The organism is Duncaniella muris (assembly GCF_003024805.1).
Taxonomy (GTDB): Bacteria; Bacteroidota; Bacteroidia; order Bacteroidales; family Muribaculaceae; genus Duncaniella; species Duncaniella muris.
The window spans coordinates 18,224-33,075 of the sequence record NZ_PUEC01000024.1 but is presented as its reverse complement, the minus strand read 5'-3'; the positions used below and the strand labels follow the sequence as shown (position 1 = coordinate 33,075).

Below are 14,852 nucleotides of genomic sequence, written 5' to 3'. Positions count from 1 at the left end.
TGCCGTCAGCCGGACTTCGAAGAGTATCGTCTGGCCTTATGCCCACTATGGCATAAAGCAGGAGTTTTAATAATAACAAAGCGCGATGAGAACTTACTATCCCACTCTCACAATCGCCGGGTCCGATTCATCGGGTGGCGCCGGCATCCAGGCTGACATCAAGACAATGTCGGCCATCGGCTGTTATGCCATGTCGGCCATAACCTCTATCACAGCCCAGAACACCACCGGGGTGCGGTCGATCATGCCAGTGTCGCCGGGAGTAGTGACCGATCAGATCGACATGGTCATGACCGACATTCCGCCTCTGGCCGTCAAGATCGGGATGCTCTGCAATGCAGAAGTCGCCGCGGCTGTAGCCGATCGTCTCGAACACTATCGTCCCGAAAATCTCATTATCGATCCGGTAATGGTCTCGACCTCCGGATCAATGCTCCTTGAAGAGGATGCCATCGAAATCCTTGTCAGCCGCATTTTCCCTTTGGCCACGCTTGTTACTCCCAACCGGATGGAAACCGAAAAACTGGCCGGATCTTTAGACACCGCAGAGCAGATCGAAGCATTGCGGAAATTTGGCTGCAAGAACATTCTGATCAAAGGCGGCGACTCTGACAATACTGATTTCAAAACCGACACACTGTATCTCGGCGCCACCGGAGAAACCATCGAACTCAAAGCCGATGCTGTCGACACAAAAAACTCCCACGGAACCGGGTGCACCCTCTCATCGGCCATAGCCTCTTATCTCGCACTCGGCTACTCCCTGACCGAAGCCGTCAGAATGGCAAAACTCTACGTGACACGCGCCCTTGAAGCCGGTGCATGGATCTCCACAGGCCACGGCCACGGACCCGTGAACCACTTCTTCTCACCCAGACGATTAAAAAATTTCAATCCGAAAAGCCGCTGATCCCGGCAGGCTATTTCAACAGATAAAACCAACAACCATGACCGTAAAAGTCAACCAAGTAGACATAACCCTCTCTGACGGCGCCTCTCTGCAAGATGCTCTTGACGCCAAAGAAATAAAACCACAGGGAATCGCCACAGCCGTCAACGGAAAAGTAATACCCGCCGTGCTGCGTCCGTCTCATAAACTTGCCGACGGAGATGACATTGTCATCATCAAGGCATTCTACGGAGGCTAAGCCATAAATCTCTCCGCGATGACAGCGATAGCCATTACACCGGAACGCCTCGAAAACGAGCGGCATGAAGCAGCAGCGGTATGCGCGCTTCTTGATGCCGGATGGCACAGAGTACACCTCCGCCATCCCGGAGCGTCACGCACCGATGTCAGAAAACTCATCGAAGCAATACCCCAGGCTTTCCACAGCTGCCTCGTGCTCCACGGCCACTTCGACCTCTGCAACGATTTCAATCTCGGAGGCCTGCATCTGAACCACCGCTGTCCGGACGCACCGGCCCTCTACAGAGGAGCCTTGAGCCGTTCATGCCACTCGATCGATGAACTCAGAAAATGCACAGGGCTGGCCTATGCCACCCTCAGCCCCATTTTTGACAGCATCTCCAAACAAGGCTATCACTCAGCATTCACCGGCGAGACCCTCTCCGCTCTTGACGATATCCCGACTCCGGTCATCGCACTCGGAGGCGTTACTCCTGAACGAATTCCATATCTCAAACGTTATAACTTCAATGGCTTCGCCATGCTTGGAGCCATTCCGTGGAACAGCCCGGCCACAACTGTAAGGCAGTTTGCGGAACAAACCATAAAACTAATCTGACTCTTATGCTCCAGTTCATAACCCATCCATCCGAGCGCTACACGATTGCGGAAGAAGTCCAGATGGTCCTTGAAGGAGGCTGCAAATGGATACAGCTCCGCCTTAAGGATGCCACTGATGAAGAATTCCGGCAGACGGCTCTTGAAATCATCCCGCTCTGCAAGGAAAACGAAGCCTTCCTCGTGTTCGACGACCGCGTAGAACTTGCCATAGAGATGTCGGTCCACGGCGTGCACCTCGGCAAAGATGACATGAATCCGCTCGTCGCACGTGAGAACATGGGAGCGGAAGCCATCATCGGATGCACAGCCAACACCGCCGCTGACATCACCCGGCTCCGCGGCTGGGACGTGGACTATGTAGGCCTCGGCCCCTTCCGCTACACCACCACCAAAGCCCGCCTCTCGCCGGTAATCGGCCTTGACGGCTACACGGATATAGTCCGTGAAGTCCGCGCCGCTGACATCCTGCTCCCCATCGTGGCTATCGGCGGAATCACCCTTGAAGACATACCGGCAGTCATGGCCACAGGAGTCAACGGAGTAGCCATGAGCGGATCAATCATCAACGCCGATGACCCGGTGGACTACACCCGCAAGGTGCTCGGCGCTCTTCAGGAAGCATTTGAAAAGCGCCGGTAATCATCAGCCACACCACTTCCAGACAAAATCATCACACAAGCTTATATATGAACGACATTTTAACCATCGGAGGAAAAGAATTCACCTCACGCCTATTCGTAGGCACAGGCAAATTTTCGTCCAACCGCCTGATGCTTGAATCAATTCTCGCTTCAGGCTCGCAGATGATCACTGTGGCCATGAAGCGGATCGACATGGACCATGAGGAAGAAGATGACATGCTGCGCCACATCAACCGCGAGCATGTACGGTTTCTCCCCAACACTTCAGGCGTCCGCACAGCCGAAGAAGCCGTGCTCGCAGCCAATCTTGCCCGTGACTGTTTCGGGACCGATTTTATCAAACTTGAAATCCACCCCGATCCCAAATATCTGCTCCCCGACCCCATCGAGACACTGAAAGCCACCGAAGTCCTTGCAAAACAAGGCTTCAAGGTGCTCCCCTATATCCAGGCCGATCCGGTTCTGTGCAAGCGCCTTGAAGAAGTAGGCACCGCTGCTGTAATGCCACTCGGCGCACCGATCGGAACTAACAAAGGGCTCAAGACACGCGATCTGCTTGAAATCATAATCGAGGAAAGTCGTGTGCCGGTGGTGATCGACGCCGGACTCGGAGCTCCCTCTCACGCAGCCGATGCAATGGAAATCGGAGCCGATGCCGTTCTGGTCAACACAGCAATCGCCGTAGCAGGCGACCCTGTTGAAATGGCCGTCGCATTCAGACTTGCAGTCGAAGCCGGACGTAAAGCCTATCTCGCCGGTCTGGGATCTGTCTCTTCATCAGCATCCGCAACAAGCCCTCTCACTGAATTTCTCAATCTATAAATCAGACATTTATCACCATAACTCAGAATATGGAAATAGAAAACATCGACGTAAACAGCTATCCCGGTTCAGAAAAAGTCTACATTGACGGAAAACTCCATCCGATCCGCGTAGCCATGCGGCGTGTCAACCTCACCCCTACTGTAAAAATCATTGATGGCGAACGCCTGACCCGCGAGAACGGCTCTGTCTATGTCTATGACACCAGCGGTGTCTACACAGACCCGAACGTAACCGTTGACATCAACGCCGGACTTCCCCGTCTGCGCGAGGAGTGGATAGCCGGACGCGAAGACCTCGAACAGCTCTCATGCATCACCTCTGACTACGGACGCATGCGCGAAGCCGACAGCTCTCTCGACTCAATCCGCTTCAGCCACCGCTACGCACCCCGCCGCGCGGCCGAAGGCAGGGAAATAACCCAGATGGCGCTTGCCCGCCAGGGTGTCATCACCCCTGAGATGGAATATGTAGCCATCCGCGAGAACAATAATGCCGAAGCCCTCGGCATCAAGAGCCACATCACTCCTGAATTCGTACGCCAGGAAGTAGCAGCCGGACGTGCCGTCATCCCCGCCAACATCAACCATCCCGAAGCCGAACCGATGATCATCGGCCGCAACTTCCTCGTAAAACTCAACACCAACATCGGAAACTCCGCCCTCTCTTCCGGAATCGAGGAAGAAGTCAGCAAAGCCGTGTGGAGCTGCTACTGGGGAGGCGACACTCTGATGGACCTCTCGACCGGTGACAACATCCACGAAACCCGCGAATGGATCATCCGCAACTGCCCGGTGCCCGTAGGAACAGTCCCCGTCTACCAGGCTCTTGAAAAAGTCAACGGCAAAGTGGAGGATCTGACCTGGGAAATCTATCGTGACACACTGATCGAACAGGCAGAGCAGGGTGTTGACTACTTCACCATCCATGCCGGAGCTCTCCGCGCTCATGCTGACATGGTTCAGGAACGTCTGACAGGCATCGTGTCGCGCGGCGGATCTATAATGACCCGCTGGGCCGTGATCCACGATCAGGAAAACTTCCTCTACACCCATTTCGATGAAATCTGTGAGATCCTCGCCCGCTACGACGTAGCAGTTTCGCTTGGCGACGGTCTGCGTCCGGGTTCTATCCACGATGCCAATGACCGCTCGCAGTTCCTCGAACTCGATGTGCTCGGTCAGCTCACTGAAATAGCCTGGAAACACAATGTACAGGTGCTCATCGAAGGTCCTGGCCACGTGCCGATGCACAAGATCCGCGAGAACATGGACCGCCAGATCGACAAATGTCACGAAGCGCCGTTCTACACCCTCGGCCCGCTGACCACCGACATCGCTCCCGGCTACGACCACATCACCTCGGCAATCGGAGCCGCACAGATAGCCTGGATGGGCACCGCTATGATCTGCTACGTGACCCCCAAGGAACATCTCGCACTCCCCAACCTCGAAGATGTGCGCAACGGTGTGATCACCTACAAGATCGCAGCCCATGCCGCCGACCTTGCCAAAGGACATCCCGGCGCACAGGTCCGCGATGACGCCATGAGCAAGGCCCGCTTCGAATTCCGCTGGAAAGACCAGTTCAACCTGTCGCTCGATCCAGCCCGCGCACGTCAGTACTACGTAGAGAGCCACAAGGACGATGACCACTTCTGCACCATGTGTGGTCCCAACTTCTGTGCGATGCGAATCACCCAGCAACTTGTTGACGACTGCGCAAAATAAAATATTCATCACTTGATGCCACCGTATATAACCGCAAGAGGGACCCTACTGCGATTGTAGCACCCTCTTGCGTCTATCAGTGGTTATTGCTTTTCATGTCTTCTGATGACATAATCACACACTATAACTTAACCGTTCAACTATTTTTACAATTTTCACCGATGACCAATAGGCTTTTTCTTTGGCTCCTCTCCATCCTCTCTTTCACACTATGCTATGTCCCGGCCAAAGCGCAGAGGGTCGCGTTGAAGACCAACACGCTTGACTGGGTGCTTATGTCGCCCAACCTCACCCTTGACACCCGTCTGTCACGCAGAGTCACTTTCGAGATCGGCGTTGCCGGAAATCCTCTCGACAAGACTGTCTACGGCTCAGATATCAAGCTCAAAAACCTGCGCATCGAACCGTCGCTGCGCTACTGGTTCAACCGCCCGATGGCCCGCCACTTCATGGGAGTAGCATTCAGCGGCGGAGTCTTCAACCTGCGCCTGCGCGAACACTGCTACAAAGGCAACGGAGTAGCCGCCGGTCTGACCTACGGCTATGCCCTCGTGCTCAACCGACACTGGAACGTAGAATTCACTCTTGGACTTGGAATGGCACGTGTATGGGGCTACAACTATCTCTACCAGAACGGCCAGCCTGCCACCACAAACATGAGCCGGTGGGTGCCTGTGCCTGTCGGAACCGGAATTTCATTCTCTTACATTTTTAAATAATCCGCGAAAGAAATGGAAATGACAACAGCCAAACGCATCCTCTCCTCTATCGCGGCTATCCTCATGATAGCGCTCGCCGCTACAGCACGTGACATCAATGTCCGCGGCATCGTTACCAATTCACAGGGCGAGCCGATGCAGGGAGTCTGCATTTACAATGCTGAAAACGAACAGCTCCTCACAAGCACCAACGAAGAAGGCAAGTATCTCGTAATCATTGACGGCGACGGCAAGCTCGTGTTCTCCATCCTCGGCATGGAAGACACCGAAGTCCCCGTAGAGGGACGACTGACCATCGATGTTATGCTGACACGTTCCTCGATAACCCTTGATGAAGTCCTGGTCAAGGCCAAAGGCAAACTCAAGACCGTGGCCCCGGAGCCTACCGACATCGAGATCAAAGGTAACTATGCCCACATAAAGACCCGCATAAAAGTGCCTCACCGCTTGTTCGGCTCCTCCACCCGATTGATAATCCAGCCGGCACTCTACAATGTCTCGGCATCGAAAATGTGGTATCTCAAGCCACTCGTGTTTGACGGACGCCGCTACAACATCACCCAGGACCGAATGCTCGACTTTGATCTCAATGACGATCCGCTCACACCCTATGTAGAGGTCCAGAAACATTCAAGCCGCAAGGACGACATGATCTTCTGGAGCGACTCCGTCTATCTCGATAATCCTGACCACGACTTCCACTGCGACATGCTCATGGCAATGGAAAACTACAACCGCGTATTCTATCGCGACACCACAACCATAGCCCGCGGCACTGTCAACCCGATGCGCTTCTTCCAGTACAATCTGATCGGGACCGAAGTCACCGACACCACATTCTATCCGACACCTGAAATGCAGATGCGCGACACCCGTGGCGACGTCATGCTGACATTCCGCGTCAACGACGCCCGCCTTGACATGGACCAGGGCAACAACCGCTCTGAAATGAACTCGCTTCTGAGCCAGCTGCAGCGCATCGAAAACGACCCGGATGCCGCCCTCAAGAGCTTCTATATCTACTCCACTTCGTCGCCTGAAGGCAACTATGAGAAAAACGTGACTCTCTCGCAAAGACGCATGCAGTCGGCTCTTGACCTGATCATGGACAACCTCTCCCCCACTACCCGCCGATACATGGAAGTCAAAAGCGATGCCTCAGTCGAACCGTGGGAAACTCTCGTCAAAATGCTCCGTGCCGACAGCCTCAACACCGAAGCCGATGCAGTGGCCGAGATCATAGCCCGCTACCCCGGACAGATGGACATGCAGTCAGTCCGTGTGCGCAAACTGCCCTTCTATTCATCGCTGATACCCGAAAAATATCTTCCCCGCATGCGTAAGGTCAGCTATGAATTTCTGACATCGCAATACCGCTATCTGACCGACGATGAAATAGCCGAAGTTTACAAGACAGATCCCAAATCGCTTTCACGTTTCGAATTCTTCCGTCTTTACCGCTATGTGGCCAAGACACCGGCTGAGAAAGAGGAATATCTGAAAAAAGCGCTTGAGACACATCCGAACTTCATTGTCGCCGCCACTGACCTCTCGGCCATGAAGCTCGAACGCGGCGAAGCGGACTACGACCTACTCGCCGCCTATCTCAAACCCGGAAACAAGACAAAGAAAATCCCCGACGAATCACGGCTCAACCACATAGCAGCCTGCCTCGCCTCTCACCACTATCTCGAAGCCGACTCGCTGGCATCGCTTCTGCCTGACACTCCGAAATTCCACAAAGCCAAAGTCTACACCGATGTGTTCAACGGACGCTATGAGGAAGCCATGCAGGAAGTAGCCGCCGAATCACCCATCAATGAAGTGGTGATACTCCTTGCCCTCAAAGCCAATGATCAGGCCTGGCGCAAGGCTTCAAAACTCGGAGGCTCAGCTGAAGAAGAATACCTCAAAGCTGTGGCGGCAAACCGTGTGGATGAATACATGGCAGCCGTAAGCCACCTTGAAAATGCTCTCCGCCTTAAGCCCGAACTTAAGGAAATCGCCAAAATAGACGGCGACCTTATTGACCTTATGGAAGAACGTGAAGAAGAGGAGGAACAGATATGAAAACCAATATACGCACCATCTGCACTATTATAAGCTCCTGCATTCTGCCCTTAGGCGCTTATGCCACCCAGGATGCTCCGGTGGCCATCGACTCGACTATGAACGCGCTTGACTACGTGCTCCAGCGCCCTGCCCCTGCCGAGAAATTCGCTCACAAACGCTTCGGCGACCATCTTTTCATCTCTATGGAAGGCGGCCCCGAATGGATGCGCCCCAACTCGCATCTGTCAGGTCCGTCATCCGAAAACGGTTACCGCGCGGGGATATCCATCGGAGACTGGATAACTCCCGTCCACGGCTGGCGTCTCGGAATCAGCGGCGGACGCCACCACGGACTCAGAGACTACAAACCGTATTTCGCAGCCCTCTCACTCGACTACATGATGAACCTCTCATCCCTGCTTCGAGGCGACAACCCCTCACGCCATTTCGAACTGGTCGGAATCATGGGAATCGAAGGCCAGGCGCTCCACCGCGAAGGTCACCGTCTCTGGGGTGTGGCCGGTGCCAGAATAGCCCTGCAGCCAAGAGTCTACCTCACATCATCCACCTATCTCTATGTGGAACCTCGTCTCGGCATCTACGGCGACAAGCTTGACGATGTCAAGACATGGCACAAATATGACTGGAACGCATCTGTCATGGTCGGTCTCGGCTACCGTATGGCCGGAGGAAAAGGCATCAGCGTGGACAACTCCATGTTTGCCAACAACCATTTCCGCGACAATCTCTTCATTGGTCTCTCAGGAGGAATTGTGTCAATCGGCGAAAACACCTCTGAATGGCGTGACCGCATAGGCGCCGCAGGAACCCTCTCTATCGGAAAATGGTTCAGCGCACCCGCCGGCCTGCGTCTTTCGATCGGCGGCGCGGAACTCCGGCAGCCCGCAGGATTCAAAAAACGCTACAGCACAATAGCCGATCTTGACTTCCTTTGGAATCTTAATTCGGCATTCGTAGGCTATAACCCCGATGCCAAAATAGAGACAAACGTGGTGCTGGGTGCAAGCGCAGCCTGCCTCTCAGGCGAAGGAAAGAAATTTTTCCCCGGGCTTCATGCCGGACTTCAGGGCATATGGAAAGTCTCACCCTCTGTAGGGCTCTATCTTGAACCCAATGTCAGGGCATTCGACAGTGAGATAGCTCGTGCCAGCCACCGCGTCGCTCTGATGCCAGGAATTAACGTTGGCCTCGTCTACCGCTTCAACACATCACCCGAATATGATGCCTACAAGTCGCATTTCGACTATCGAGAATTCCTCTACTCACGCCGCTACTTCTTCGATCTTCTCGGCGGAGTGCTGATGCGTTCGCGCTCATGGCAGCCCAACTGCGCCGTTGCCATAGGCTTCGGCAAATGGTACACACCGGAGAGCGCCTGGAGAATCAACGGTGAATACGAATATTATAACACCGGAGCCAACTACCGCTCCCTCTCGCTCTCGGCCGACTATCTGTTGAGCCTGTCGACACTCGCCGGCGGCTTTGACAGCGAACGTAGCTTCGATCTTGATGCCTTCGTAGGCATGAACGCCGGTATCGCACATTATAACCATAAGCACAACAGCATTATCTGGGGACCAAGAGCCGGACTGCGCGGACGCATCGGTGTGTCACCCGCAGTCGACATCATCCTCGAACCTCAGGTGCAGCTGCTTGCCATCCCGAACTACACACGCCGTTTCAATCCTGAAGCACGTCTGCTCGCAGGCCTCAGCTACAAAATAGGCCGCACCAGGAAAGAACGTTCGGCCCATGCTTCTGCCACTGATTTATCGGAATTCCGCCCCTATGTCGGAATAGCGGGAGGCCCGATGCTCTACAGCGAAAGTTTCTCCAACACATCGTTCCGCAAAGTCTCCTGGGGCTTCAACGCCACAGCCGGAGGGTGGCTCACCGGCACCTCCGGACTGCAACTCTCATTCGCTTATGACTGTGTGCCCTTCAACCGGATCGTCAATCAGGAGATCAAAACCCTCAGCCTCGACTATATGCTCAATCTCACCCATGTGTTTACCGGAGAGACTGACCGCCGCTTTGAAATCAGCCCGATGGCCGGAATCGGCTTCGGCTGGGGATCATGCAGAAACTCCAAGACATCACTGGCTCTTGAAGGCGGCCTGCGCGCCAGCTATCGCCTGACCGACAACATCGGTCTGACACTGACTCCGATGGTGACCGTCTGGCAGCCACGAATCAATGGCGAAAAACACAACGGCCACCACTTCGTGGGAGTCGGTCGCCTACCGCTTGGCATAACCTACCGATTTTAACCGAGAGGCTGACGCTGCTCTCTCGCGTCGGCCTCTTGCAAAAACATAAACACCAAAACTCTTATGTTTTCAGAAGAACTAAAAAAATATGACTGGGATGAGACCACACGTTTCATCCAGTCTCGCACGGCAGCTCACGTCGAGAGTGCCCTGCGCAAGCAGCATCTCAGTGTCGAAGACTTCATGGCACTGATCTCGCCTGCCGCGGAGCCTTATCTCGAACAGATGGCGCAGCTTAGTCACCGCTACACTATGGAGCGCTTCGGCAAAACCATCTCTCTCTACATTCCGCTCTATGTGTCTAACGCGTGTACTAACTCCTGTGTGTATTGTGGCTTCAACCACAACAACCCCCTCGAACGAGTCACACTGACCCTTGATCAGGTCAAGGCCGAATGCGAGGCCATCCGCCGTTTAGGTCCTTTTGAAAACCTGCTTATCGTATCCGGTGAATTCCCGGCCCTCAACGGCGTAGACTATCTTGAAAAGGTGCTGAAAGTGGCGCGTCCCTATTTCAACAATCTCACCATCGAAGTGATGCCAATGAAGACCGAAAGCTACGCACGGCTGGTTGAAAGCGGTCTTAACGGAGTGGTATGCTTCCAGGAGACCTACAATGCCGCCAACTACAAGACCTATCACCCCAAAGGCATGAAGTCCATTTTCGACTGGCGCGTCAACGGCTTCGACCGCATGGGCCAGGCCGGGGTCCACAAAATCGGCATGGGAGTGCTCATAGGTCTCGAAGACTGGCGCACCGACCTTGCAATGCTTGCCCGCCACCTGCGCTATCTGCGCAAAAACTACTGGCGCACCCGCTACAGCGTGAATTTCCCGCGCATGTGCCCGGCCGAGGGCGGCTATCAGCCCAAGGTCGTGATGAGCGACCGCGAACTGGCTCAGGTGACATTCGCTTTCCGCATATTCGACCACGATGTGGACATATCTTATTCTACACGCGAGGATCCGGAGTTCCGCGCCAATATGATGAAACTCGGTGTCACCTCCATGAGTGCCGGAAGCAAGACCGAACCGGGCGGATACTGCTCTACGCCTGACGCACTCGAACAGTTCGAGGTGTCTGACCCACGCTCGCCTGAAGCTGTGGCAGCCGACATCCGCCGCCTCGGATATGAAGCCGTCTGGAAAGACTGGGACAAGATCTTCGATTGACCTGAGAGTGTAATTCCACACACCAATACAAGAGCCGGTTGGACAACCCTGTCAGCCGGCTCTTGAAGTTTTTATCAGCGTTTTATTGCTGCATGACAAAACTTTTTCACTCCGCAGCCATTTATTATATATAACATTACTCACTTATAAAACTATTTGACTGTCTTATGAAATCTTTTGGCAAAGGCCTTTTCTGGATTGGCTTCATACTCCTGATGGGAGTGGTAATAGCATATATGATAACGATGTTTGTCGGAGTTGTGGCTCTCGCGTCATGGACCACCGCCGTCACATTCGGCGCGCTGATAATTGTCGGCGGAATTTTCATGCTCATAGGCCGTGCCTCAGAGCGCCGTGGCGAAATGAAGCGCTTCATCGAAAATGAGAAGAAAGATATAGCCACAGCAGAAAAAAAAGCTTCATCCGCTACTGATGAAAGTCAGGCATCAACCATCCCCACCTCTTCGCAGATGCAGTAACAGTCAGGCTCTCTACGAAACAAAACGCCGGATTCCTTCTCGGAGTCCGGCGTTTCTACTATATAAAGAAAATGATTCAGTATTATCAGAATTCAGCCTTGCCCGGAGTGCGCGGGAAAGGAATGACGTCACGGATGTTGGTCATGCCGGTAACAAAGAGCACCAGGCGTTCGAATCCGAGACCGAAGCCGGAGTGAGGCACTGAACCGAAGCGGCGGGTATCGAGATACCACCACATATCCTTCATCGGGATATCGAGTTCCTCAATGCGGGCCAGAAGCTTGTCATAATTTTCCTCGCGTTCAGAACCTCCGATGATTTCACCGATATGCGGGAAGAGCACGTCCATAGCGCGGACTGTCTTGCCGTCTTCGTTCTGCTTCATGTAGAAGGCCTTGATTTCTTTCGGATAATCTGTAAGGATCACGGGCTTCTTGAAGTGTTCTTCCACAAGATAGCGTTCGTGTTCGCTCTGAAGGTCGGTGCCCCAGTGCACAGGGAATTCGAACTTCTTGCCTGATTCCTCAAGAATCTTCACGCCCTCGCCGTAAGTCAGACGCACGAAGTCATTCTCGACCACGAACTTCAGACGCTCGATGAGATCCTTGTCATACATATCCTGAAGGAAGGTGATGTCATCAATGCAGTGTTCGAGCGCATAGTTGATGCAGTATTTCACAAACTCCTCGGCAAGATCCATGTTGTCAGTGATGTCATAGAAAGCCATTTCCGGCTCGATCATCCAAAACTCCGACAAGTGGCGCGGAGTGTTTGAATTCTCTGCGCGGAAAGTCGGGCCGAATGTGTAGATCTCACCGAGAGCGGTGGCGCCGAGCTCGCCTTCGAGCTGACCTGACACAGTCAGTGCGGTCGGCTTGCCGAAGAAATCCTGAGAATAGTCGGTCTTGCCGTCTTCAGTCTTGGGAAGGTTGTTGAGGTCAAGGGTTGTGACCTGGAACATGGCTCCGGCACCCTCACAGTCACTCGCTGTGATCAGCGGAGTGTGGAGATACTGGAATCCCCGTTCGTTAAAGAATTTGTGGATGGCGAAAGCCAGTGCGCTGCGCACTCGCAGCACGGCTCCGAACGTATTGGTGCGGGGACGCAGGTGAGCTATCTCGCGAAGGAATTCCAATGTGTGGCCCTTCTTCTGCAGGGGATAGCTTTCAACATCGGCTGTGCCGTAGACCTTAAGGCTCTCGGCCTGCACTTCGCAGGTCTGGCCTTTGCCCTGCGACTCGACGAGCATGCCTTTGACGCAGATGCTTGATCCGGTTGTGACAGGTTTGAGTTCCTCATCGCTGAACTTGGCCATGTCAAACACGATCTGTATATTTTTTATTGTAGAGCCGTCACTGAGTTGCACAAACTGCACGTGTTTGTTGCCGCGGCGGGTGCGCACCCAGCCTTTGGCTTCAACCTCGGTTCCGATCAAAGACGAATCTTTGAGCAGATCAGCTACTTTTGTTCTTTTCATTTGCAAGAGTCTGATTAGTAATGATTATTCAAACGAGCCCATTTTGAGGAAGTTTACTTCTTCCTGGGTCAGATAGCGCCAGCGACCGCGGGGCAGGTTCTTCTTGGTGAGTCCGGCGAAGTAGACGCGGTCGAGCTTGGTCACGTGATAGCCGAGGCTTTCAAAGATACGGCGCACGATGCGATTGCGTCCGGAGTGGATCTCGATACCGGCCTGGTTGCGGTCAGTGTCGGTGGCATATGAGATAGCATCGGCGTGGATAGGTCCGTCTTCAAGCTCAATGCCGTCAGCAATACGCTGCATATCCTCTTCGGCTATATCTTTGTCAGTCCAGACATGGTAGATCTTTTTCTTGACATATTTGGGGTGGGTCAGCTTGGAAGCGAGATCGCCGTCGTTGGTAAGCAGAAGCACACCGGTTGTGTTGCGGTCGAGACGGCCTACGGGGTAGATGCGTTCGTCGCAGGCTCCCTTGACGAGATCCATCACAGTCAGACGTCCGTTGGGATCATCGCTGGTGGTCACGCAGTCTTTCGGCTTGTTGAGCAGGATGTAGCACTTGCTTTCCAGTGCCACTACCTTTTCATCATATTCAACCACATCGCTGTGTGAGATCTTTGTTCCGAGTTCGGTGACAACATTGCCGTTGACCTTGATCAGACCCTGCTGGATGAATTCATCAGCTTCGCGGCGCGAGCAGAGACCTGCATTGGCCATGAACTTGTTGAGACGGATCTGTTCATTTGGATCGGGCAGCGGCATTTCATATTCTATGCGGCGGGGGCGCGGAGTGAAGCTGCGACCTCCCTGCGGCATTCCATACTGGTTCTGGCGGGGAGCCTGCTTTTTGAATCCACCCTGACGGTTGTTGTAGCCGTTCTGGTTGTTATAGCCACCCTGGCGGTTGTTGTTATAGCCGCCCTGATTGTTATAACGGTTATTGTTATAGCCGCCCTGACGATTGTTGTTGTAGCCGCCCTGGCGGTTGTTGTTGTAGCCGCCCTGACGATTGTTGTTGTAGCCGCCCTGGCGGTTGTTGTTGTAGCTACCCTGACGATTGTTGCTGTAGCCGCCCTGGCGATTGTTGTTATAGCCGCCCTGACGATTGTTGTTGTAGCCGCCTTGATTGTTATAACGGTTATTGTTGTAACGGGGCTGATAGCCTCCGCCTGCGTTTTCGCCTTCTGATGAAGTTGCGTTCACGCTTCCTTCGGGTGAAGTCTGAGGCTCTCCTTCGAGCTGGGGATTAGCCTGCGGACGGGGCTGATAATTATTATTGTAGCGGTTATTATTGTTGTTGTAACGGTTATAACCGCCCTGGTTGTTATTGTTGTAACGGTTGTTGTTATAGCCGCCCTGACGATTGTTGTTATAGGGACGCGGCTGATATGGACGGTTGTTGCCATAAGAGCTGTTGCCATAGGAAGACTGATGACGTTCCTGGCGTTCCTGGCCCTCATGTCCACCTTCCTGTGATGAGAAGTCACTGCGGTTTTCTACACTGTCTGAATTGATGGGGCGAACTCCGATTCGCGGGCGTTTGCTTTTCTTTTCGTTGCTGTCCATGAGTGGTTTTCTGAATTTTGGAAGTTTGAGATACAGTATGGATTAATTTTTGATCAAAGCCTCGCGGCTTATTGGTTACGGTTGTTTTTTTTGATTTTCAGCTATGGTTCAGCTGCAAATTTAAATACTTGATAGTTGAGTGAATAGAATAT

13 protein-coding genes are annotated in these 14,852 nt (G+C 53.5%); 11 read left to right on the top strand and 2 right to left on the bottom strand.

What is annotated here, in order from left to right:
• The first annotated feature begins 85 nt into the window (after positions 1–85).
• The 11 genes from thiD to C5O23_RS10370 all read left to right on the top strand — a co-directional run bounded on the left by thiD (position 86) and on the right by C5O23_RS10370 (position 11,657).
• Entirely contained in the window at positions 86–910 is an 825-nt protein-coding gene (gene thiD / locus C5O23_RS10420; RefSeq protein ID WP_107032884.1) for a bifunctional hydroxymethylpyrimidine kinase/phosphomethylpyrimidine kinase, read from the top strand.
• A 37-nt stretch (positions 911–947) separates the two neighbouring features.
• Entirely contained in the window at positions 948–1,148 is a 201-nt protein-coding gene (thiS, locus tag C5O23_RS10415) for a sulfur carrier protein ThiS (RefSeq protein WP_107032883.1), read from the top strand.
• Positions 1,149–1,166: 18 nt separating this feature from the next.
• The gene (locus C5O23_RS10410) at positions 1,167–1,748 is read left to right on the top strand and encodes a thiamine phosphate synthase (protein WP_107032882.1); all 582 of its coding nucleotides are present in this window, start codon (positions 1,167–1,169) and stop codon (positions 1,746–1,748) included.
• A gap of 5 nt (positions 1,749–1,753) precedes the next feature.
• Positions 1,754–2,389 carry a thiamine phosphate synthase gene (locus C5O23_RS10405; protein WP_107032881.1) on the top strand — a complete coding sequence of 212 codons (636 nt, stop codon included), beginning with the start codon at positions 1,754–1,756 and terminating at the stop codon, positions 2,387–2,389.
• Between the two features lie 47 nt (positions 2,390–2,436).
• Positions 2,437–3,213, top strand: coding sequence for a thiazole synthase (locus C5O23_RS10400; RefSeq protein WP_107032880.1), 777 nt, complete (start codon positions 2,437–2,439; stop codon positions 3,211–3,213).
• Positions 3,214–3,242: 29 nt separating this feature from the next.
• Positions 3,243–4,943: a phosphomethylpyrimidine synthase ThiC gene (thiC, locus tag C5O23_RS10395; RefSeq protein WP_107032879.1), complete on the top strand. Its 1,701-nt coding sequence runs from the start codon at positions 3,243–3,245 to the stop codon at positions 4,941–4,943.
• A 161-nt stretch (positions 4,944–5,104) separates the two neighbouring features.
• Complete coding sequence (locus C5O23_RS10390; RefSeq protein ID WP_160631214.1) at positions 5,105–5,662, top strand: DUF3575 domain-containing protein; 558 nt, start codon at positions 5,105–5,107, stop codon at positions 5,660–5,662.
• A 12-nt stretch (positions 5,663–5,674) separates the two neighbouring features.
• Positions 5,675–7,732 carry a carboxypeptidase-like regulatory domain-containing protein gene (locus C5O23_RS10385; protein ID WP_107032877.1) on the top strand — a complete coding sequence of 686 codons (2,058 nt, stop codon included), beginning with the start codon at positions 5,675–5,677 and terminating at the stop codon, positions 7,730–7,732.
• Positions 7,729–10,005 (top strand): hypothetical protein, encoded by a 2,277-nt coding sequence (locus tag C5O23_RS10380; RefSeq protein ID WP_107032876.1) that lies wholly within the window; start codon positions 7,729–7,731, stop codon positions 10,003–10,005. Before C5O23_RS10385 ends, C5O23_RS10380 begins: the two co-directional genes overlap by 4 nt.
• Positions 10,006–10,068: 63 nt before the next feature.
• A complete protein-coding gene (gene thiH, locus C5O23_RS10375) occupies positions 10,069–11,178 on the top strand; it encodes a 2-iminoacetate synthase ThiH (RefSeq protein WP_107032875.1) in 1,110 nt (369 codons plus the stop codon).
• A gap of 167 nt (positions 11,179–11,345) precedes the next feature.
• On the top strand, positions 11,346–11,657 hold the full coding sequence (locus C5O23_RS10370; protein WP_107032874.1) for a phage holin family protein: 312 nt from the start codon (positions 11,346–11,348) through the stop codon (positions 11,655–11,657).
• Between the two features lie 85 nt (positions 11,658–11,742).
• Here C5O23_RS10370 and asnS read toward each other — a convergent pair whose 3' ends face one another.
• Both asnS and C5O23_RS10360 read right to left on the bottom strand, forming a co-directional pair.
• Positions 11,743–13,134: an asparagine--tRNA ligase gene (asnS, locus tag C5O23_RS10365; RefSeq protein WP_107032873.1), complete on the bottom strand. Its 1,392-nt coding sequence runs from the start codon at positions 13,132–13,134 to the stop codon at positions 11,743–11,745.
• Positions 13,135–13,158: 24 nt separating this feature from the next.
• The gene (locus C5O23_RS10360; protein WP_107032872.1) at positions 13,159–14,700 is read right to left on the bottom strand and encodes a pseudouridine synthase; all 1,542 of its coding nucleotides are present in this window, start codon (positions 14,698–14,700) and stop codon (positions 13,159–13,161) included.
• Positions 14,701–14,852 lie beyond the last annotated feature (152 nt).

Excerpts from the sequence above, each read along its gene's own strand:
- thiD (WP_107032884.1), top strand. The coding sequence starts at position 86 with ATGAGAACTTACTATCCCACTCTCACAATCGCCGGGTCCGATTCATCG.
- thiS (WP_107032883.1), top strand. The coding sequence starts at position 948 with ATGACCGTAAAAGTCAACCAAGTAGACATAACCCTCTCTGACGGCGCC.
- C5O23_RS10410 (WP_107032882.1), top strand. The coding sequence starts at position 1,167 with ATGACAGCGATAGCCATTACACCGGAACGCCTCGAAAACGAGCGGCAT.
- C5O23_RS10405 (WP_107032881.1), top strand. The coding sequence starts at position 1,754 with ATGCTCCAGTTCATAACCCATCCATCCGAGCGCTACACGATTGCGGAA.
- C5O23_RS10400 (WP_107032880.1), top strand. The coding sequence starts at position 2,437 with ATGAACGACATTTTAACCATCGGAGGAAAAGAATTCACCTCACGCCTA.
- thiC (WP_107032879.1), top strand. The coding sequence starts at position 3,243 with ATGGAAATAGAAAACATCGACGTAAACAGCTATCCCGGTTCAGAAAAA.
- C5O23_RS10390 (WP_160631214.1), top strand. The coding sequence starts at position 5,105 with ATGACCAATAGGCTTTTTCTTTGGCTCCTCTCCATCCTCTCTTTCACA.
- C5O23_RS10385 (WP_107032877.1), top strand. The coding sequence starts at position 5,675 with ATGGAAATGACAACAGCCAAACGCATCCTCTCCTCTATCGCGGCTATC.
- C5O23_RS10380 (WP_107032876.1), top strand. The coding sequence starts at position 7,729 with ATGAAAACCAATATACGCACCATCTGCACTATTATAAGCTCCTGCATT.
- thiH (WP_107032875.1), top strand. The coding sequence starts at position 10,069 with ATGTTTTCAGAAGAACTAAAAAAATATGACTGGGATGAGACCACACGT.
- C5O23_RS10370 (WP_107032874.1), top strand. The coding sequence starts at position 11,346 with ATGAAATCTTTTGGCAAAGGCCTTTTCTGGATTGGCTTCATACTCCTG.
- asnS (WP_107032873.1), bottom strand. The coding sequence starts at position 13,134 with ATGAAAAGAACAAAAGTAGCTGATCTGCTCAAAGATTCGTCTTTGATC.
- C5O23_RS10360 (WP_107032872.1), bottom strand. The coding sequence starts at position 14,700 with ATGGACAGCAACGAAAAGAAAAGCAAACGCCCGCGAATCGGAGTTCGC.